A 20,247-nucleotide genomic window follows, 5' to 3' on the forward strand; every position below is an offset into this window, starting at 1 on the left:
AAATGAATGTCAGTATCAATTCAGATAATAGATAACAAGCAGGTGATCAGGGCATGGATGCAGGAGATTTGAAAATATTTCAGACGGTTGCCCGCGAAGGCAGTATCAGCAAAGCAGCATTAGCGCTGAATTATGTGCAATCCAATGTAACAACACGAATTAAACAGTTGGAAGATCAGCTGCAAGTACCGCTGTTTCATCGCTCCAACCGGGGCATGTCGCTCACACCAGCGGGTGAGAATTTACTGGGATATGCGGATAAAATATTACATTTGTTATATGAAGCGGAGCAGGCAACGCAGATCGGAAATCCACCTGCAGGGATGCTTCGTCTTGGTGCGATTGAGACCGCTGCCTCCAGTTATCTGACGCCGCTGCTCGCTGAATATCGTTTATGTTACCCCGAGGTTCAGCATTCGTTAATTACAGGGGGGACACATGAACTCAATCAGAAGGTCATTCAACATGAGCTGCATGGAGCTTTGGTATATGGCCCGATCGACCACCCTGAGCTGAACTATATGAAAGTGTACGACGAAGAGTTGGTACTGATTGCAGAACCCGGAACCCATGAAATGCATGCTCTATTGTGCAAACCGATGTTGTTTTTTGAAGTAGGCTGTACCCATCGCGCGCAGGCAGAAGCCTTTTTGAAAGATCAAGGCGTGCACACCCTCAACGTTACGGAATATGGAACACTGGACACCATTATGAATGGCGTATCTGCGGGAATAGGTGTGTCATTGCTCCCACGATCCTCGGTTACGAAAGCCGAAAGGAGAGGAGAGGTTACAGTGTTATCTTTGCCTGATCCGTATCGCAGGTTGGAAGTAGGATTTGTGCATTCCCGGAGTGAGCATCAATACGGAGCGCTGGGTGCACTGGTGCAGATGATAACGAACCAAAAAACCAGAACAATAAAGGAGTAAATAACCTTGAAGAATACAGAGTTAACATTAGCGGAAGCTTTTAATCAGGCAGAGTTTATTATAGGCGGTCACGGAAGTCGTAAAGTCAAAGTACTTCAGGAAGCGCTGGAGCAGGTGGATGGGGAACAATATAGTGATCATTATGGCAACGGCAAAATCATTGATCAATTCCAGCAGCAGATGGCTGACGTTCTGGGTAAGGAATCAGCTGTATTTTTCCCCAGTGGTACGATGGCGCAGCAAATTGCGCTACGTATCTGGTGTGACCGCAGAGGCATCAAGCGGGTAGCTTATCATCCTTTATCTCATCTGGAAATTCATGAAGAGGACGGACTGAAGGAACTACATCACATTGAATCCATTTTGCTGGCGGATAAGGACCGATTGATTCGATTGGAAGATGTGGAGGGGATGAATGAAGAGATTTCCTGCCTGCTGCTTGAACTGCCCCAACGCGAGATTGGTGGACAATTGCCTGCCTATGAAGAGTTGGAGGCAATCTCGGCCTATTGCCGTGAACGTGGAATCAAGCTTCATCTGGACGGGGCACGTTTGTTCGAAATCACGCCTTATTATCAGAAGACACCCGCCGAGATTTGCAGTCTGTTCGATAGTGTCTACGTGTCTTTTTACAAAGGCATTGGAGGAATTGCTGGGGCCATATTGGCAGGAGATACGGATGTTATGCAAGAATCGAAAATATGGAAGCGTCGGCACGGCGGCGATCTGATCGGCCTATATCCATATATTCTTAGTTCTCAATATTATTTCAATGAACGGATTGGCAAAATGGGGCTTTATTATGAGCAGGCGAAGGAACTTGCTTCCTTGTTAAATGCGTGTCACGGTATACGTACATTGCCAGAAGTACCCGTCTCCAATATGTTTCACGTACATTTTCCCTGGGCCCAAGCCGAGGTGGAGCGTATTCTAGCATCCATGACCCAGCAATTCGGGATAGGGATTACTTCATACTTGCAGCAGACCAGTGCTAATAGCTGTGCCTTTGAATTGTCAACGGGGGATCGTTATCAGAATGTACCCAAGGACAAGCTGCATTCAGCGCTGCAATGGCTGGATGAAGAACTGCGGAAACATGTGAACTAAAATAAAGCTATGCTTATTCTGCCTTATCCACTTGCTGGATAGGGCATTTTTGTTGCAGGAAAAGAAAGATAGGTGACGAAAGGTACTTTAATGCAGCAATAACAGTAATAATGTAGCTTCTGGTATCATCATGTCGTTAATAGTGAACATATTTGTGGACCAAAATTTCATTGATTTTCATTTATAGAGGAGGAGTTCAAGTGGAGTCGATAGGTTTGGAACCCATTCGTGATCTTTTGGTTGAAGCTTACAATACAACAATGGGAGAAGGGTGTACTCCTGAAACGCAACAGAGCATTGAGGATTTTGAGCAAAAGTATAACGTGAGATTGCCCGCAGTGTACCGTGAGCTCCTACTTGAATTTGGTGCATGCAACTTCGGTGATCCTGCTTTATATTCGGTGAAAGAATTGGATTGGGCGTATCCCGGGTTCCTGGTTGTATACCGTGAATATGAGAAGGAATACGAGTTGCCCGTTGAGCTACAACCATTCCCGATTGGTGGATTTGGCGAAGGAAGCATCGCTATACTGGATCAAACTTCCGGTAAGGTCCTGATGTTGATCCACGATGCGGGAGAACTGCCTCTTCGTGAGATTGCCGTGGAATTTAATGAATTAATGATGATGCTGGCTGAATCAGCCATTTGGGTTCAGGAACAGATGAAGTAACAGGTTAGTCGGAAGGGAAGTACATCAGACGTATGGATATTCGAAAATTACGATACTTTATCACCGTGGCGGAGGAGCTTCATTTCCACCGTGCGGCTGAGAAATTAAATATGACGCAACCGCCGCTGAGCCAGCAGATTCAGAATCTGGAAGAAGAGCTCGGCGTGAAGCTGTTGGAACGCACGAAAAAAATGGTTCGTCTCACGGCAGCCGGTGCCGTGTTTCTGGAACAGGCGAGGCTGATCATGGCCCAACTTGAGCGATCCATCCAGCTTACGCAGAAGGCTGACCAGGGGATCATTGGACATTTAACGGTTGCTTTTGTGGATTCGGCTTCAGGGAGTATTATGGTCGATGTGTTGAGAAAATTCCGTGCGGCGTACCCGCAGATTGAACTTACGTTGCACGAGATGACCTCGTCCGAACAATTGCAGGCACTAGCAGATGGACAGATCCATATTGGATTTTTGCGGTATCAGGATCATACCGGACATTTGTCGTTCCGGGTCTGTCAGACGGAAACATTAATCGCAGTGCTGCCAGACCATCACCCTTTAGCTGCACAGACTCAGGTGTCAATCACCGAGCTGGAGGACGAAGATTTTATTTTATTCCCGCGGCATCTGGGCTCTCCGTTCCATCGTCTTATCCTGGATTATTGCAGGGAGCATGGTGTAGATCCTCGTATTACACAGGAAGCCATTCAGATGTACACGATTGTGAATCTCGTTGCAGCGGGCATGGGGATATCCATCGTTCCTTCTTCAGTAGATGTGTTCGAGCGGAGGGGTGTGGTATTTCTACCACTAGTAGAAAGTCCGCCCTCCGTACCGTTATACACGGCATGGCGGACGGACATGAATCAGGAAGTGATTTCCCGTTTTATGAATATTGTAGATGAAATTGTTGAAGGGTTGTCGTGAAAATGATTAGTTCAACTTATATAGTATGGTTAGAGTAGTTTAAGAAGAGCTACTAACCCGTCTTGGCAGGGTTTCTCTCAATCCATTCACCTAATATTTCATCAATGCGGGACAGGATGTCCCGATCCAGTTGAACACCAGAGGCTTTCACATTCTCAAGGACTTGCTCTGGACGGGATGCCCCAATAATGACGGATGACACATACGGATGCTGAAGAACCCAGGCGACGGCAAGTTGAGGGAGCGTCAGCCCGATGTCTTTCGCGAGTGGAATAAGCTGCTGAACAGCAGTCAGAACGTCGTCACGTAACCACCGACCAGCAAGATTATTGAAAAAGGGTGCTCCAGCCTCGGCAGCTGCACGTGATCCGGCTGGCAGCGCTTCGTGCGGAATATATTTACCAGATAGTATGCCCTGAGCCAGGGGAGACCATGTAATGTGGCCCAGACCTGCTTGTGTACTTGCTGGTACAACTTCCTGCTCAATAACCCGCCATAACATGGAATACTGTGGTTGGCTCGCAATAAAAGGCACGCGAAGCTCCTTAGCTAATGCGGAACCTTCTTCAATCTGAGCCGCAGTCCATTCGCTAACTCCAATATAGTGAACCTTGCCCTGACGAACCAGATCGGCAAACGCAAGGAATGTTTCCTCCAGCGGCGTATTTGGATCATAACGATGAGCATAATAGACATCGATATAATCGGTTTGCAATCTTTGCAATGAAGCGTTGCAGGCCTCCATGATATGTTTGCGGGAAAGTCCTCTGTCGTTGCGACCTGAGCCAGTTGGATGACAGACTTTGGTACACAGCTCAATACTTTCTCTTCGAGTCTCCTTTAGAGCATGTCCTAACACAGTTTCTGCCTTGGTGTTGGAATAGACGTCTGCCGTATCAAATGTCGTGATGCCTGCCTCCAAAGCAGCTCGGACACAAGCTTTTGCGGTTCCATCATCCACTTGTGCTCCATGTGTAATCCAGTTGCCCAGTGAAATCTCACTGACGGTTAGACCGCTGTTTCCCAATTTGCGATATTCCATTCGTGACGCCTCCCTAAGTAATCTGGACTCCATTGTAGCAATGGCAGATTAATAGGTGAAATATCTTTTAACCCCATCTTTAATATGAAAAAGATATCACTGAGTTTTCTCTTGTAACGAAAACGTATGGTTAAACCCGCTCATTGTTCTTGCATGTATTTGCGATATAAGGCTGGCGTAATCTCCTCGAATTTCTTAAATATTTTGATAAAATAACCCGATTCATTGAACCCCAGTTCATCACTAATCTGTGACACGGGCATGTCCGTAACCTCAAGCAATTGCTTGGCCCATTTGATTTTGAGTCGTGCAATATAAGTCGTGAAGTTCTCACCCGTTTCCTTGGCAAACAGCCTGCTGAAATAACTTGGACTCAGGTGGCACAGATCGGCCATTTGTTTAAGCGAGACTTGCTCACTCTTGTGACTGTGGATATATTCAAAGGCAGGTTGGAGCACCGGGCTGGAGCTCTCTGTATCACTTGGACTGTTTTTAAGATAGGCATCTGCAATCGCATTGGTCATTTCTTTTTTGATCGACTCAATATTACGAATGGAGTATCCGGGCAGAATAGTGGACAGATTCAGAGACTCCTGATGCCCCGAAGCTTTCTCGAACATTTCCACCAGTAAATTTTTGTTTAGTGCTTCCTCCACAATGTAGTTACAGAGTAAAGAAAGCATGTTGGAAATTTTCACAACCTCTTCATAGGTCATGACAGGCAGCTGGTCATAATCGTCCTGTAATTCCTTTAGCTTTGCAGCATGCATAGGCACGTTCTTGGACGTGACGATCTGTTCCAGTTCCGTATCTTTCTCCGGGTCAGCGAGCTTCACCTGTCCTGCCATTACCGCACCGATATATTTTCCGTCAATGGTGATTGGAATCGCGATATCCACGATATTAAAATGACACAGATATACATAAGGTTCGTTCAATCGAACGGCTTCCAGACCACCACGAGAATCACATTTTTGGCAGTAGGGGAGCAGTTCGGGATCTTTGCGAACATTTTGGCAAAAGGCCTGACAGCTGCTATGGCTGGTTACGGGAATGCCTTTATAATCAACGGTTAGAATAGCCAGCTTGGTCACAGTGGCAAGAGAATCCTGTAGACGCTTCCATTTATTCAGATCAAGGATTTTATTGATGTGCAGATATTCTTTAATCATGGGTGGAACCCTCCATAGCTAACCTGATGAATGATTTCGTTCGTTAAAAGTTAGCAAGTTGTACATATTAAGATGAGTTAATGACGGGTAATGTATAGATGATGTCAAAAATTAACCTATCGCATGACAATAAGATACCATGATTCCATTGAAAAGCAAAAAATTACGATTGCAAATTATAATAATTTGTTATCAAAATCCACTGTAAACCTCACATGCATGGTATATATTTAGGTTAATTGTGAGTATTTAAAATTTAATGTTTAAGTTCATCTAAGAATTACATCAGATAGCCTTGTTGAAGGTATGCAGGACATTTATGCAGTAAACGAAAACGAACTTATATCATCCATAGGAGGTTTATATCATTATGAGAAAAGCATTTATTAGTCCAACGAAATATGTGCAAGGCGAAGACGAATTGTTGAACCTCGGTTACTTTGTGAAATCCTTTGGTGAATCTGCATTGCTGATCGCACATCCGGATGATGTACAGCGTGTAAAGGCGAAGCTCGATGCAACGGCACAAAAATTCAATATTACATTTGTTGAAAGCGGTTTTAGAGGGGAATGTTCCCGCGAGGAAGTTGCTCGTCTCCAGGAAATTGCGAAAGAAAAAGGATGCACATGTACAATTGGCCTCGGTGGCGGTAAAGCGATCGATGCAGCCAAATGTGTGGCAGAAGGCGAAGCGCTAATCATCTGTCCTACCATCGCAGCAACGGATGCGCCAACCAGTCACTCTGCTGTGTTGTATACGCCGGAAGGTGCTTTTGATGACTATGCGTATTTCAAACAAAGCCCAAGTGTTGTTCTCGTGGACACAACGGTTATTGCAAACGCACCAACACGTTTCCTTGTATCGGGTATGGGTGACGCGTTGTCTACGTACTTCGAAGCAAGAGCTACAGCAAAGTCGTACTCTCGTGTTAACGCAAGTCTGCCGATGGGTTCCCGTGAAGGATACACGCCATCCGCAGTAGGTACGAATGCAGCACTTGCTCTCGCAAAACTTTGTTATGAAATGCTGCTGACGGATGGATTGAAAGCAAAAGTAGCCAGTGACAGCAACGTCGTGACTCAAGCGCTGGAAAACATCGTTGAGACCAACATTCTGTTGTCTGGACTTGGATTTGAAAGTGGCGGTCTGGCTGCAGCCCATGCGATCCACAACGGTTTGACTGTTCTGGAGGGTACACATCACTTCTTCCACGGTGAAAAAGTATCATTCGGTACGATTGCACAACTCGTCCTTGAAAACGCACCAACCGAAGAGTTGCATGAAGTCATGGACTTCTGTCTCGCAGTGGGACTGCCTATAAGCTTGGCGGATATCGGTGTAGATACCATTACTCAGGAAGAGTTGTTGAAGGTGGCCGAGATCGCATGTATTCCGGAAGAATCCATTCACGCCATGCCGTTCCCGATTACTGTTCCTGAAGTGGCTGCTGCCATTGCGGCTGCTGACCGTATGGGACGGGACTACAAAAAAGCTCGCCGGGAGGCGAAATAAATGAAAAAAATTATCAATCAGGCTGAAAATGTTGTCATGGAAATGTGCAACGGGATTGCGCTGGCGCACCCGGAGCTTGAATTTTTGAAAAAATATAAAGTCATTAAACGCAGAGAGATTAATGGGGATAAAGTTAGCCTCATCAGCGGCGGTGGCAGTGGACACGAACCGGCTCATGCGGGTTATGTAGGCAAAGGCATGCTGGATGCTGCGGTCTGTGGAGATGTATTCGCATCCCCTTCCCAGATTCAGGTATACCAGGCGATCAAGGCCACAGCCAGCAATAAGGGTACGCTGCTAATCATCAAAAACTACAGTGGCGACATGATGAACTTCAAAAACGCAGCGCATCTTGCCGAGGAAGATGGCATTGACGTGCAATATGTACGGGTTGAGGATGACATTGCTGTTCAAGACAGTCTGTATACGGTAGGACGCCGCGGCGTTGCCGGAACCGTACTGGTGCACAAAATCGCTGGAGCCGCAGCCGAAGAAGGCCGCAGTCTGGCAGAGGTGAAAACTGTTGCTGAGAAAGCAGCCCAGAACGTTCGCAGCATCGGATTTGGATTCACATCCTGTACCGTGCCTGCCAAAGGAACACCGACATTTGAAATCGCTGAAGATGAGATGGAATTCGGTGTAGGAATTCATGGTGAGCCAGGCATTCGCCGCGAGAAATTGGTATCTGCGGATGAGCTTGCAGGACGCATGGTTAAAGTGCTACTTGCAGACATGAAGCTGGACAATAATGCATCCGCTGAGATTGCAGTGCTTGTCAATGGATTTGGTGCGACACCTTTACAGGAGCTCTATCTGCTCAACAACTCGGTTCAGCGTGAGCTGGCACAGCGTTCAGGACTGGTTGTAGCCACTACGTTTGTTGGCAATTACATGACGAGTATCGATATGGCAGGAGCATCGGTAACCATCCTGAAACTGGACGATGAACTGAAAACGTTGTTGTTCAAGGAAAGTGATACACCTGCTTTCAAAGTGTCTGGTCCTCCAGTAGCGCAAGTGGCATATTCCGAAGCGTTGGAAGCCGTCGTAACTGAAGATGCGCCAGTATCCTATGAAGTGGAGACACCTGCAACGTCTGCGGTGATCAACAACAATCAATTCTCCCTGGATAATATCGTCTACCTGATCGATAAGATGAGTGAGATCATCATCAAGAACGAAGTACCATTCTGTGAACTGGATTCCCATGCGGGTGACGGCGACTTTGGCATGAGCGTAGCGAAGGGCTTTAGACAGCTCAAACGCGAATGGAACCATATCGTGAACGAAGAGAAAAAGAATATCGGTTCATTCCTCGATGCCTGCTCTCTTGTCATTATGGAATACTGCGGCGGTGCATCTGGCCCAATCTGGGGTTCGGCATTCCGGGCAGCAGGCAAAGCTGTTGGTGACAAGCAGTCAATGAACGTTGCAGAGTTCGCTGACATGATGCAGGCGGCAGTCCAAGGGATCCAATCTACAGGAGAACGTTCCTTCGGACGTGGTGCCGTTGTAGGTGACAAGACATTAATTGACGCACTTGTCCCTTGTGCAGACTCATGGACGCACAGTGCGAAGTCTGGAGATGACTTCAAAACGGCGTTTGCCAAAGGTGCTGAAGCCGCGGTAGAAGGTGCGAAGAAAACAGAAGACATCGTGGCACGTATGGGCCGCGCGGGTGCTGTTGGCGATCGCAGTCTGGGCTACCCAGATGCTGGCGCATATGCGCTGGGGGTTATTTTCACAGAGCTATCCCAGGCAATGAAATAAATATGGAGTGCAACGAGATTACACTTGGTCACTCCGATTGCAGACCATACTTGATTTAGACACTCAGGAACTACACAGACAGAAAACCTTTCGATCTCTCTTACCCCCGGATTTCAATGATTTTCCCCTGAAGGGAGAAATCCGGTGATAAAGGAGTACGCTCCGCTTCTTCAGGTCCTTTCTGTCTGTTTCGCTCTTGTGTCTATACCAAATTAATATGACTGCATCTCGTTTTTGTGTAATTATAAGATTCAATCCATATCCAACGTTTCATTAACGTGGATAGTGGATATAAGTATGGAGACCGATCTGTAGCTTGGCTTACAGAGCGGTCTTTTTTGATATGGAAAAGCGAAGATGTGAGTCGGAAAATTTGGCTTGGAGGTTCCAGATAGTGTAATCTGGAGAGTATGGACAGCCATTTGAACGAGAAGGGATCGGGATGATTCGATGACGCAAAAAATCTATTATGACTCCGCGTACACACGGGAGTGGCATACACAAATTACAGGCAGAGTGGACAAAGAAGATGGTATATATGTCACGCTGGCGGAGACGGCTTTTTATCCGCATGGGGGTGGACAGCCTTGTGATCTGGGGCAGATCGGCGGCATTGATGTGTTGGATGTGATTAGTGAAGATGGTGAGGTGCTGCACAAACTGGAGCGTGCGACGGAGCAGAATGACGTGGATTGCCATATCGACTGGCAGCGCAGATTCGATCATATGCAGCAGCATAGCGGGCAGCATTTGCTGTCGGCTATTACGCTGAAGCTGGCAGATGCGATGACGCTCAGTTTTCATCTGGGGACAGATTATATCTCGATTGATGTGGCTGCAGCCGAACTGGGAGCGAATCAACTGGCTGCAATTGAAATGGAAGTTAATCAGCAGATATACCGGAATGCCAAAATCAGCAGTTCATGGGTCACTGCGGAAGAGGCGGCACGTCTGCCGCTGGTGAAGCAGCCTTCCGTAACCGAAGATATTCGCATCGTGGAGATCGAGGGCGTGGAATATAACGCTTGTGGTGGAACACATGTGTCAGCCACAGGAGAGATCGGAATTATTAAACTGTTGAAAACCGAGAAAGTGAAGGGCGGCACCCGGATTTATTTTAAATGCGGATACCGAGCACTGAATGAGTTCAACGCCGCGCAAAGCGTGCTGACCGGAATTACAGCCAAATTGAAGACCAGCCGGGAAGAGCTTGCGGATCGGATCGACAAAATGGAAGCAGAGCAAAAGCAGCTGCAAGCAGAGCTGAACGCTGTGAAATCTTCCAATGACGCTTATTATGCACAAGAGCTTTTATCTGCACGGGAAGGGCTTGTCATTGCCCAAATCTTTGAAGACAAATCGCTCAAGGATATGCAGAGTCTGGCGACCAAGCTGACATCAGAACATGAGGGACTTGTACTCTTTGCGAGCATCTCGGAGGCCAAAGTTGTATTAGCACAGAACGGGCAGCCGCCGGAGTGGGCTTGTGGACCTTTCTTCAAAGGCAATCTCGGAGCCTACCAGGGCAAAGGTGGCGGCAGCGAAAAAATGGCTCAGGCGGGTTTTGCCAGCAGCGAAGATGCGCTCGCATTTTATGAATTTACGAAGGACCAACTGGGACATCACTAATCTACCATCCCACTGATCGACATGATTGAGCTTGTAGAACGTGAAGAAGGATCAAAAGCATAGGGGGTACCCATAGATGACAGAACGCATTCCGTGCATACGAGAGGGGTGCCCAAATACGATTTTGCCAGCAACGGCTGCCAGAACAGGTGGGTACTGCATGCCTTGCAAGCAGGAGATGGAGCGCGAGGCACATCAGAGATACATTGAAGCCAATCGGCGCGACGTGGACTTGTATGAGGGAATCACGGACCCTGTGGAGATTTTGAAAATTATGCATGCACGCCAGGTTCATGATCCACTAATCCGTTATGTGGCATACGAGCATTCCAAAGAAGAAGTATATCTATCCTTGTCTACGGAGCAGCAAACCCTCATGATCGATTATGCGATGCAGCTGATTCGTACGGGGGATGACGATACAGGTAAAGATATTTTGGTGTATCTGGTCTGTTACCATGATACGTCGTTGTCTGCACAGATTCCTGAGCTGTTGGAGCACGAAATCTACTACCCTGTCATTTTGTATAAGAGCGCCTCGGCTGAAGTACGTGATAAACTGTTGCAACGGGTGAACACCGATGATGAGAATCGGAATAATCTGTTGCTCATGCTCGCCTATATTGGAGATGATGTGGTCGTACGTCAGTTCCAGCAATGGAGGCAGTCGCCACCTCGTTGGGCAGATCAGCTGCATGTCGCACCAGAACACTATACTACCGAAGCCGGTTGGGAGTTAACGAATGAAGGCCAGCGCAAGGATTTATTTATCACCCCAAGTTATTCACTCTATAAAGTAAAAGAGAATGAAGGGGCTGACGACACATCTATTGGCGATCCGATCTCCATGCTGTTGACCGGTGACGATAACTGTGAGTGGTGTGGCAGTCAGTTAACGACCTTAATTGATCTGGATGTACGGCATCCAGCATTGCAGGACGTTGCTTGGAACAGTGAGCGACTTCAAGTGCAGACTTGCGTTATGTGTAGCTGTTATGGCGTCGTATATATGGAGATGGATTCAGCAGGTGAACCGTTCTGGAGTACGCATAATGTGATGCCGATGGGAGCGGATGATCTTGACCCGGACGACAATATTCAGCTTGCACCGGATACAGGCCGGCAGTTTCGGATTGCGACTGCTCCACGTCATGCGTTCCATGGCAGTGAGTGGGCGATGGAGCCTTCTACATCCCAGATCGGGGGCCACCCCGGATGGGTTCAGGACGCGGAGTACCCGAACTGTCCATGCTGCTCTTCTAGGATGAGGGCCGTTGGACAAATGGACTGGAGCAAGGTTGAGGAGTACAGGGATGGCATGTATTACATGTTCATTTGCGAGCCGTGTCAGATGACCGCGGTATCTTATCAACAATCCTGACTGTGATCTCTAATGATCTGTTATTCATAGAGCGACTTACTTGTATTGACAGCTGCATACCCAAAAGGGGCTATCCTATATGTATTTAACATTCTAGGAAGCCCCTTTGTATGACTAGGTCAACCAGATATGCTGGTTGGCCTTTTTAATGGTCGCTAGAGCCGGTTGAAAGAAACTGAGACACCTTATATCCTCAACTCCAGCTAGAGTTCTGCCGATGCCTGTGTCAGCAGTAAAGCCAGCCACTCATAGTCGGGCGTATCTTTTTCCTTGATCTTGATTGTTTTACGTTCGGCGGGGCCTTCGAATATCCCATCTGGCAGCTCAAGTCCGGTTGCATTGAAGATCGTAAATGATATTGCCGGCTTGGAAGGGGAGAAGACCGCTGCATATTTACCGTTTTTCAGGAAATGAGGTTTCTTGTATTGCACACGTTCCTCTACTTCAGGAATGGACTCATGTACCAACTCTCGCAGTTTACTTGCAACCTGGGCTTGCCAGGGAACCGGGATCTGTTCGATAAATTCAGTGACTTCCGCATTCTTACTCATGCTTGTCCACCCTCCACATTGATCTGATTGTGTGCTTCCCATTCCGGTCTTAGAATTCCCATCAATAAGCGATCATAGCGTTTTCCATCACGATACACGGCTGACCTAGCACGACCTTCCAACAGAAAGCCAACCTTCTCATAGGCACGGATGCCCTTGGCATTATAGGCGATGACATCCAGACCTACCCGGTCCAGATTCAATTCATGGAAGGCATACCTCAAAATAAGGTTCAATGCTTCCGTACCGTATCCCTTGTTGCGATGCTCTGCGAGTCCGATGCCAATGGCAAGTTGTCCGCAGCGGTTGTTCCATTCAATGCTGTGAATGACAACGAATCCGATCAGTTGTTCATCCTTTAGCGTTCGAAGCCGAAAGTAAACTTCCTTGTCCTTCGTCTCGCCTTCATCTTCAAGCTGCTTTTCCGAAAATGGAATGGCAATATCCGTATCCACATTTCGCAAATACTCAGGATCTTCATTCCATTGCAGCATGGTCTGCACATCTTCTGCACGGGGCGGAGTCATTTTCAATCGTTTGCTATAAAACAGATTTTCAGTCGATAGTGTCATGATGGTCTCCTTTTCACAAATTAAGTTCGCTTCACCTCAGTATGACAATTAGCTATATGGTTTCTACGCAATATTCCTCGCTCCTTTGTAATCAGATAGCCTCACTATAATGGAAATTTAAGGGTATCACAACAGACATTTCATTTGTGTTTTTGAATCTGTTGTCAGAAAACCTGCCATGGTAGTACTATATAATCATTGGACATGTATTCAGTGTAAACAACACACAACAAAATTGTCGGTAGGAGTGGTAGATATGGAGATCAAAGTAGACGATTTGAGTGGCCATCAAGTCATTGGATTAATTGCAGAACATTTGCAGGGTATGGCAGCAGATTCGCCGCCGGAAAGCATTCACGCTCTGGATCTGGATGGGTTAAAGAAACCTGAGATTACATTCTGGTGCGCATGGGAAGCGGAGGATCTGCTGGGCTGCGGTGCCATGAAGGAATTGAATTCGGAGCATGCGGAATTGAAATCAATGCGTACAGCATCAGCCCACCTGAGAAAAGGCGTAGCAAGACAAATCCTTGCCCATATTATCGAGGTTGCCAAGGATCGGGGTTACAAACGGATCAGTCTGGAGACGGGTTCGATGGATTCTTTTATTCCGGCGCGCAAGCTGTATGAAGACTTTGGGTTTGTATACTGTGAGCCATTTGCAGATTATAGTTTGGATCCGAACAGCGCTTTTATGACGAAGGAATTATAATTTACACGATAGGCAGTAAACATAGCAGGAACACAGGAAACCAGCATTCTTTTGCATACAGACCGCTGGTTTTTTTGCGTTTAATGATTGTTTTGCGAAGTGCTAGACTGCAACAAATCATACATATTGGAGATCGTAAGAAGAGTAGAATGTATTCAAATGAACGGATTGAATGGCATACAGATTGCTTTGTATCATTGTGGGGTATAAAACATAGGTCATGTCAGCATTCGTTTGGGATGAATTGGCCGTACGGAACTGCTGGGCTGATCCATGAACAATAGGGTATACTGGAAGTTATGTTTCAGAAAATATAACAGAAGATTACAGACGTTTTTTACATCAGGAGGACTTGAATTGGCTCAGACAGAAGGAACATTGCAGAAGAAACTTAAACCAAGGCATATTAGCTTTATGGCTATGGGCGGTGTCATTGGAACCGGAATTTTCAAAGGAAGCGCCGAAACGATTGGACTTGCAGGTCCAGGAGTCATTGTAACGTACATTTTTGCAGGCTTATTGTTACTGGTTGTCATGGCTGCGATGGCGGAAATGGCTACAGTGTACAAGAACAAAAATATGAAAGACTTTGTGCAGGAAGCGTTCGGCAGCAGAGTCTCCTTTATCATGGGATGGATGTATTGTTTCCTCTGGTTGTCGGTTTGTGTAATTGAGGTCATCGCAGCAGGGAGCTTTTTGCAGTACTGGTTCTCGGAAGTACCGCTGTGGATGCTGAGCTTGGCATGTGCGGTGTTTATTATACTGATTAATCTGCTGAGTGTAGGGGTATTTGGGGAATTTGAATTTTGGTTGGCTGGTATTAAAATCGCCATGATTATTATTTTTATTATCCTTGGGGCGGGTCTGATCTTCGGGATCATTCCAAGTGACAATACGCCTTATCTGCATAATTACACGCAAGCAGGCGGTTTCTTTCCTAATGGATGGTCATCGATCTTCTCAGCATTATTGGTTGTCATGTTCTCGTATGGAGGATCTGAGCTGATTGGCTTAACCTTAACGGAGACGGAAAATGCGGACAAGGTGATGCCCAAAATTGTAGGGAACTTCATGCTGAGAATTATTTTATTTTTCACGCTGCCGATTCTCATCATCTGTGGGCTCATTCCGTGGAATGAGTTGGGGCCCGAAAGCAGTCCGTTTGTACAGGTGCTGGCTTCCACGGGACTTCCCGGTGCAGCACATATTATGAACTTTATTCTGGTGACCGCCGTTCTGTCTGCTGCGAATTCGGGCATTTACGGCGCATCCCGTATGATGCATTCCATGGCGGTAGGTGGTGAAGCTCCCAAGGCATTATCACAAACGAATCGTAACGGCAGTCCGGTAAATACACTGCTGGTATGTGCTGTGATTCTGCTTGGGGGCTCCATGCTGGGGCTATTCGCACAAGATCAGCTCTTCCGCGTGCTGTTGGCGGTTCCGGGGTTTGTCGTGATGCTCGTATGGATCTGTATTGCCACCTCACAGCTGAAGCTGCGTAAGAGATATCCGGTACACCCGACATTTAAAGTTTGGGGATTTCCTTACGTAACTGGAGCTGCTGTGCTGTGTCTCGGCATTATTGCAGTCATGTTCGTGTTTGATGAAGGCAACCGTTTCAGCATAAGCATCTGTCTAACTGTACTCGTATTACTGATTCTCTGGTCTCTGATTCGATTCAGGAAGACAAAGGGACGGGTTTTATAATCCTGTAAGAGTATAATATTTGTACAATATCAAAACATCCTGGCGCTTGCGTCAGGATGTTTTTTTGTCGAAAACGAGAAGCAGACAGCTCATTTGAGTTGGGTGAGATGTTTAATTTATACAATCAGCGGACGATCGATATCAAAATTGTTATGATAATGTCGAAGGCTTTTTAATAGTTTTTTTTGAAATACTTCGATATGATAAATCTATTTCGAATCTTTTCTCCGATGACAGGAAGGAATACGCAGTCATGAGAAGACAATTACTTGTTCTAATTGGTATGGTCGGCGTTTTTGCTGGAGCGACCTCAATCTTTATCTATGAATGGCTTCATCCCAACGTGCACTATCCGGAGGCGAGGGAAGGCGTACTGGATGCCAGACAGTGGGATTTTGCTGAACAGGGGATCATCCCGCTTCGCGGGGAATGGGAATTCTACAAGGATCAACTGCTGACACCCAGCGACTTCGCCAATCGGGGCGCGAATCAGCAACTAAAACCGCACTTTCTTCCTGTTCCCGGAGGATGGAAGGGAGAAGTGTCGGAAAGCGGCTATGGTGCGGGGACGTACCGTCTGCGACTGTTGGTAAACGATCCCGAGGATTATGGACTTAGAGCCAAAAAGATTCGGATGGCGAGTCGTATTTATATGGAAGACGAGGAGCTTGGCGGTACTGGACAACCCGGATTATCGGCAGCCGAATTTGTGCCCAGCAATTTTCCGTTCTTTGGAATGATCAAGTCCGAAGACCGGACCATTGAGATTCTTGTCCAGGTGTCGAGCTATCGGTACTTGCAAGGTGGACTTGTGCAAGCACCTGAGTTTGGACTGGCAACGGATGTTATGACCCGGCGGGACAATGCCCGAATGGCTGACGTCATCGTTATCACCACGTTGTTCGTTTTTGGCATTTATTTTGCAGGCATGTTCAGGCAATGGCGGCGGGAGCCTTATCTAATTTTCTTTAGCTTGTTCTGTCTGACACTAGGATTGTTTTTCAGCATCGACAACGAGATCGTTATGGCGACTCTGTTTCCCTCGATGTCGTTTCTGCTGCTGCAGAAGCTGCTCTTCATTCTTCCGTATCTGGCGATCATGTTCTTCATTCACTATGTACGCATTTATCTAAACGAGAGAAGCGGATATTTGTTCAGGGGAGTTCGCTGGTTTTCCTATGTGTATCTGGTTTTACTGATTGGGTTTCCCAATGATCACCTTTTGTATCTGTTGTGGCCTGGCGTATTTTTGCAGATAGTGGCCTTCGGGTTTATCTTTGCTTCAATTTTTCGCAATCGCCATCACGGGGTCAGAATTTACTATATTTTGCTTGGTGTGTTCTTTTTGATTATTAGTTGGATTTTCGCACTGACCCGTTATCAATTGGCGCTGGACAGCCCGTATTACATCATCGTTACGCTACTGCTAGTCGTGTTGTCGCAATCATTCCTGATGGGGGACCGGATTCGTGAGGCTCTCCTGCGCAGTGAACGCCTGGCTGATCAATTGCTTATCTATGACCGGCAAAAAGATGAGTTTCTGGCCAAAACGTCGCATGAGCTTCGCACGCCTTTACATGGTATCATCAATCTGTCTGAAGCCCTGCTGGAGAATAAAGAAGCACCGCTTGCAGCGGAGCATCGTGAGAACGTCAGGTTGCTTCACCTGATCGGAAGGCGACTTGCCGGACTGGTGAATGACATCCTTGATATGAATCGGATTCGGTACGGTCAACTCTCCGTGCAAACGAAACCTGTAGACCTTTACATATCAACCGATTTTGTTATGGAGACCTTATCGATCTCGCCCGTTAAGAGCGGAGTCAGGCTTGTAAATGAGCTGCCTCCCAATCTACCTCTTATCATGGCTGATGAGAACCGGCTTCGGCAGATTTTGCATAATTTGTTGGAGAACGGATTGAAGTATACGGATCGTGGAACGGTCTCCATCTCAGCGGAGAGAAGGGCTAATATGCTGGCGATATCCGTTAGCGACACCGGAAGGGGTATTCCTCCGGAGATCATGGACGACCTGTTTCAGACGTTCTTTCAATATAATGAGCAGGGTGCGCATTCGCGGGGCGGTATTGGACTGGGGCTTGGCATATCGAAGCAACTTGTCGAGTTGCAGAGCGGACATATGCAGATAGAGTCTGAGGTCGGCAAAGGTTCCAGGTTTACATTCATGTTGCCAATTGCACGGCGCGGGGAGAACCAGGTGGCGGCCACTATTGAATACGCTGGACATACCGAGTATAAGAATTATACGGAGTGTGAGGCACATATCAAGCCTGAAGAGAACCCAGCGTTGCTCCCTAGGGTTCAGCTAGCTGTGGAGGTGCCAGATGAGGCGCTCCATATTCTGATTGTCGACGATGAACCCTCCAATCTGAAGGTCGCCATGGACGTGGCAGCTTCCATGGGGTACACGTATACGGCTGTGGGAGGCGGCGAAGAGGCACTGGGGGTGTTAAGGCGCAAGAAGCCGGACCTTGTTCTACTCGACCTGATGATGCCCGGCGTATCGGGATTGGACATCTGTAAGGACATCCGGTCGATTCACGGGCTGGCTGAGCTTCCGGTGCTGATGCTGACCGCTTCGGGGCAGACGGGGGATATTCTGGCAGCCTTTGCAGCAGGGGCCAATGATATTGTGCAGAAGCCTTTTGAGCTGGCAGAACTTAGAGCACGAGTGCAATCGCTTCTGGCGATGAAAAGCTCCTCTGAGCAGGCGGTACGCCGGGAGATGGACTTTTTGCAGGCTCAGATTCCGCCGCATTTTCTGTACAATAGCCTGAATGCACTAGTTGGGCTCAGCTATAAGGACGTGGACAAGCTGCGGGAAACGATCCACCATTTGACCACCTATCTCCGCTCCAAGTTCACATTTATCTTCCAGGGTGATGCAGTACCGTTAGAGCGGGAACTGGAATTGGTACGCGCCTACCTTGCCATTGAACAGCTTCGCTTCGGTCAACGGCTGAACGTGAGCTACACAATCGATGAAGATGCGCACGGTATGGTGCCCCCACTTACCCTCCAGCCTATAGTCGAAAATGCCGTCCGTCACGGGATCGGACAGAAGCCTGAAGGAGGGACCGTGAACATTATTGTCACCCGTAGCATTAACGGTGTGGAGATCGTTGTCGAGGATGACGGGGGTGGAATGGACGAACAAACGCTAAGATTACTGGAGCAAGGCAAGACTGGGGGAATCGGCATTGGTAATGTGAACCGCAGGCTACAAATGAGATACGGGCGGACTCTGGAGATTCATAGTCGCTTGGGCGAAGGAACCCGAATTACAATTTACTTGACGGAGGAGCCTTATGTGGAAAGCCATTCTGATCGATGATGAAGAGATCGCGCTTGACGTCATGGATATTATGCTGGCCGAAGTTGGCGGTGTGAAGGTTGTCGGCAGGTTTCAGCTGGTCGCCGAAGCGCTCGAACAATGTGGCGCGCTGCAGCCGGATTTAATCTTTTTGGATATCGAAATGCCTGGAGTAAGCGGGCTGGAGGTTGCGGAGGAGATCACTGCGTGCTTTCCCTTTGCTAAGATCGTTTTTGTAACGGCACATGATCAGTATGCGATTGATGCGTATGACACCGACGCCATCGGATATTTGCTTAAACCGGTCGCCAAGGACAAGCTGGCCAGGACACTGCACCGTTATTCCAATCTCCAGGCCAAAAATCGGATTCTAAGTAGCAGTCCTCTAGATCTTGACAGGGGAGTTGCCAACGTTGGTTCAAGCGAATTGGACACTGTCGTTGAAGGTAAGGTATTGCTTTCGCTTAAAGTACTAGGCAGCATGGAGCTGTATGCTGCAAACGGAAGGCTATTAACGTGGAGGACCAAGAAAACGAAGGAGTTATTCGCATTCCTCTGGCATCATCGCGGACAGCCCGTTTACAAATACGCCATATTGGAAAACTTATGGCCGAATGATGCGCCGGAGCGCGGGCAAAAATTGTTGCACACTTCCCTGTATTATTTGCGGAGTCTGTTTAAGTCGGTGGGCTATGGCGAAGTAGTAAGGTACGGCGACGAGCGCTACTGGATTAATCCGGTGTTTATCCGAAGCGATCTTGAAGAGTTGCTTGGTCGAATGAAGAGGGGAGTTGCCGGAACCGAAGCCAAGGACATGCTTCATCTATATAGCGGCAATTACTTCGAGATGGAGCATTATGAATGGGCGGATACTTACCGAATCGAGTTGCGTTCCATCCTGATGTCCTACTTGACGAATGCTCTGAATGGGGCGACGAACGAGCCACGGATAGCGATGCTTCGAAAGCTGATCGATCTGGAGCCCAGTCGGGAGGGTTACTACGATCTACTCATTGACTCCTTGAGGCATGCGGGAGATCTGGGCGGAGTCGGAAATGTGCAGGCTTTGAAGAAGCGAATGCTGCTGGAGGAAAATTAGAGTGTGACAAAACCGATCATAAAAAAAGTATGGGTCTTAAGGTTTACGCCTTTAGCCCCTTTTTTTGTCGTTTTATGGGTGGAATGTTGTGAAAATGTTGAGAAGTAATTTGCTAGACTAATGCTGTTGATT

Annotated in this window: 16 protein-coding genes; 12 read left to right on the forward strand and 4 right to left on the reverse strand. The window is 47.4% G+C overall.

Annotated features, from left to right (window positions below; all coding sequences use genetic code 11):
• Positions 1-53 precede the first annotated feature (53 nt).
• The 4 genes from AC4PM4_RS06470 (at position 54) to AC4PM4_RS06485 (ending at position 3,630) form a co-directional block, all read left to right on the forward strand.
• Positions 54-929, forward strand: coding sequence for a LysR family transcriptional regulator (locus AC4PM4_RS06470; RefSeq protein WP_063566038.1), 876 nt, complete (start codon positions 54-56; stop codon positions 927-929).
• 6 nt (positions 930-935) lie between these two features.
• A complete protein-coding gene (locus AC4PM4_RS06475) occupies positions 936-2,036 on the forward strand; it encodes a threonine aldolase family protein (protein WP_491613131.1) in 1,101 nt (366 codons plus the stop codon).
• 200 nt (positions 2,037-2,236) lie between these two features.
• Positions 2,237-2,707, forward strand: a complete 471-nt coding sequence (locus AC4PM4_RS06480; protein WP_491613132.1) for an SMI1/KNR4 family protein — start codon at positions 2,237-2,239, stop codon at positions 2,705-2,707.
• A 32-nt stretch (positions 2,708-2,739) separates the two neighbouring features.
• A complete protein-coding gene (locus tag AC4PM4_RS06485) occupies positions 2,740-3,630 on the forward strand; it encodes a LysR substrate-binding domain-containing protein (protein WP_491613133.1) in 891 nt (296 codons plus the stop codon).
• A gap of 52 nt (positions 3,631-3,682) precedes the next feature.
• Here the strand turns inward: AC4PM4_RS06485 and AC4PM4_RS06490 are convergent, their stop codons facing one another.
• Together AC4PM4_RS06490 and AC4PM4_RS06495 are read right to left on the reverse strand one after the other, a co-directional pair.
• Positions 3,683-4,672, reverse strand: coding sequence for an aldo/keto reductase family protein (locus tag AC4PM4_RS06490; protein ID WP_491613134.1), 990 nt, complete (start codon positions 4,670-4,672; stop codon positions 3,683-3,685).
• A gap of 140 nt (positions 4,673-4,812) precedes the next feature.
• A complete protein-coding gene (locus AC4PM4_RS06495) occupies positions 4,813-5,844 on the reverse strand; it encodes a PocR ligand-binding domain-containing protein (protein WP_491613135.1) in 1,032 nt (343 codons plus the stop codon).
• 370 nt (positions 5,845-6,214) lie between these two features.
• Here AC4PM4_RS06495 and AC4PM4_RS06500 point away from each other — a divergent pair, with 370 nt between their 5' ends.
• From AC4PM4_RS06500 to AC4PM4_RS06515, 4 genes are all read left to right on the forward strand, one after another.
• Positions 6,215-7,357, forward strand: coding sequence for a glycerol dehydrogenase (locus tag AC4PM4_RS06500; RefSeq protein WP_310851978.1), 1,143 nt, complete (start codon positions 6,215-6,217; stop codon positions 7,355-7,357).
• The gene (gene dhaK, locus AC4PM4_RS06505) at positions 7,358-9,127 is read left to right on the forward strand and encodes a dihydroxyacetone kinase subunit DhaK (RefSeq protein ID WP_491613136.1); all 1,770 of its coding nucleotides are present in this window, start codon (positions 7,358-7,360) and stop codon (positions 9,125-9,127) included. It begins immediately after the preceding gene.
• A gap of 450 nt (positions 9,128-9,577) precedes the next feature.
• Positions 9,578-10,756, forward strand: coding sequence for an alanyl-tRNA editing protein (locus AC4PM4_RS06510; protein ID WP_063566030.1), 1,179 nt, complete (start codon positions 9,578-9,580; stop codon positions 10,754-10,756).
• Positions 10,757-10,832: 76 nt separating this feature from the next.
• The gene (locus AC4PM4_RS06515) at positions 10,833-12,137 is read left to right on the forward strand and encodes a DUF1963 domain-containing protein (RefSeq protein ID WP_491613137.1); all 1,305 of its coding nucleotides are present in this window, start codon (positions 10,833-10,835) and stop codon (positions 12,135-12,137) included.
• 203 nt (positions 12,138-12,340) lie between these two features.
• Here the strand turns inward: AC4PM4_RS06515 and AC4PM4_RS06520 are convergent, their stop codons facing one another.
• Positions 12,341-12,688, reverse strand: coding sequence for a DUF1801 domain-containing protein (locus tag AC4PM4_RS06520; protein ID WP_269054768.1), 348 nt, complete (start codon positions 12,686-12,688; stop codon positions 12,341-12,343).
• A complete protein-coding gene (locus AC4PM4_RS06525) occupies positions 12,685-13,260 on the reverse strand; it encodes a GNAT family N-acetyltransferase (RefSeq protein WP_491613138.1) in 576 nt (191 codons plus the stop codon). Before AC4PM4_RS06525 ends, AC4PM4_RS06520 begins: the two co-directional genes overlap by 4 nt.
• A 256-nt stretch (positions 13,261-13,516) precedes the next feature.
• Here AC4PM4_RS06525 and AC4PM4_RS06530 point away from each other — a divergent pair, with 256 nt between their 5' ends.
• The 4 genes from AC4PM4_RS06530 (at position 13,517) to AC4PM4_RS06545 (ending at position 20,115) form a co-directional block, all read left to right on the forward strand.
• A complete protein-coding gene (locus AC4PM4_RS06530) occupies positions 13,517-13,972 on the forward strand; it encodes a GNAT family N-acetyltransferase (protein WP_090807670.1) in 456 nt (151 codons plus the stop codon).
• A 357-nt stretch (positions 13,973-14,329) separates the two neighbouring features.
• Positions 14,330-15,682 carry an amino acid permease gene (locus AC4PM4_RS06535; protein ID WP_491613139.1) on the forward strand — a complete coding sequence of 451 codons (1,353 nt, stop codon included), beginning with the start codon at positions 14,330-14,332 and terminating at the stop codon, positions 15,680-15,682.
• 253 nt (positions 15,683-15,935) lie between these two features.
• Entirely contained in the window at positions 15,936-19,037 is a 3,102-nt protein-coding gene (locus AC4PM4_RS06540) for an ATP-binding protein (protein WP_491613140.1), read from the forward strand.
• Positions 19,012-20,115 carry a response regulator gene (locus tag AC4PM4_RS06545; protein ID WP_079694990.1) on the forward strand — a complete coding sequence of 368 codons (1,104 nt, stop codon included), beginning with the start codon at positions 19,012-19,014 and terminating at the stop codon, positions 20,113-20,115. Before AC4PM4_RS06540 ends, AC4PM4_RS06545 begins: the two co-directional genes overlap by 26 nt.
• Positions 20,116-20,247 lie beyond the last annotated feature (132 nt).

It is taken from the genome of Paenibacillus sp. MDV22-iso6, from assembly GCF_058408365.1.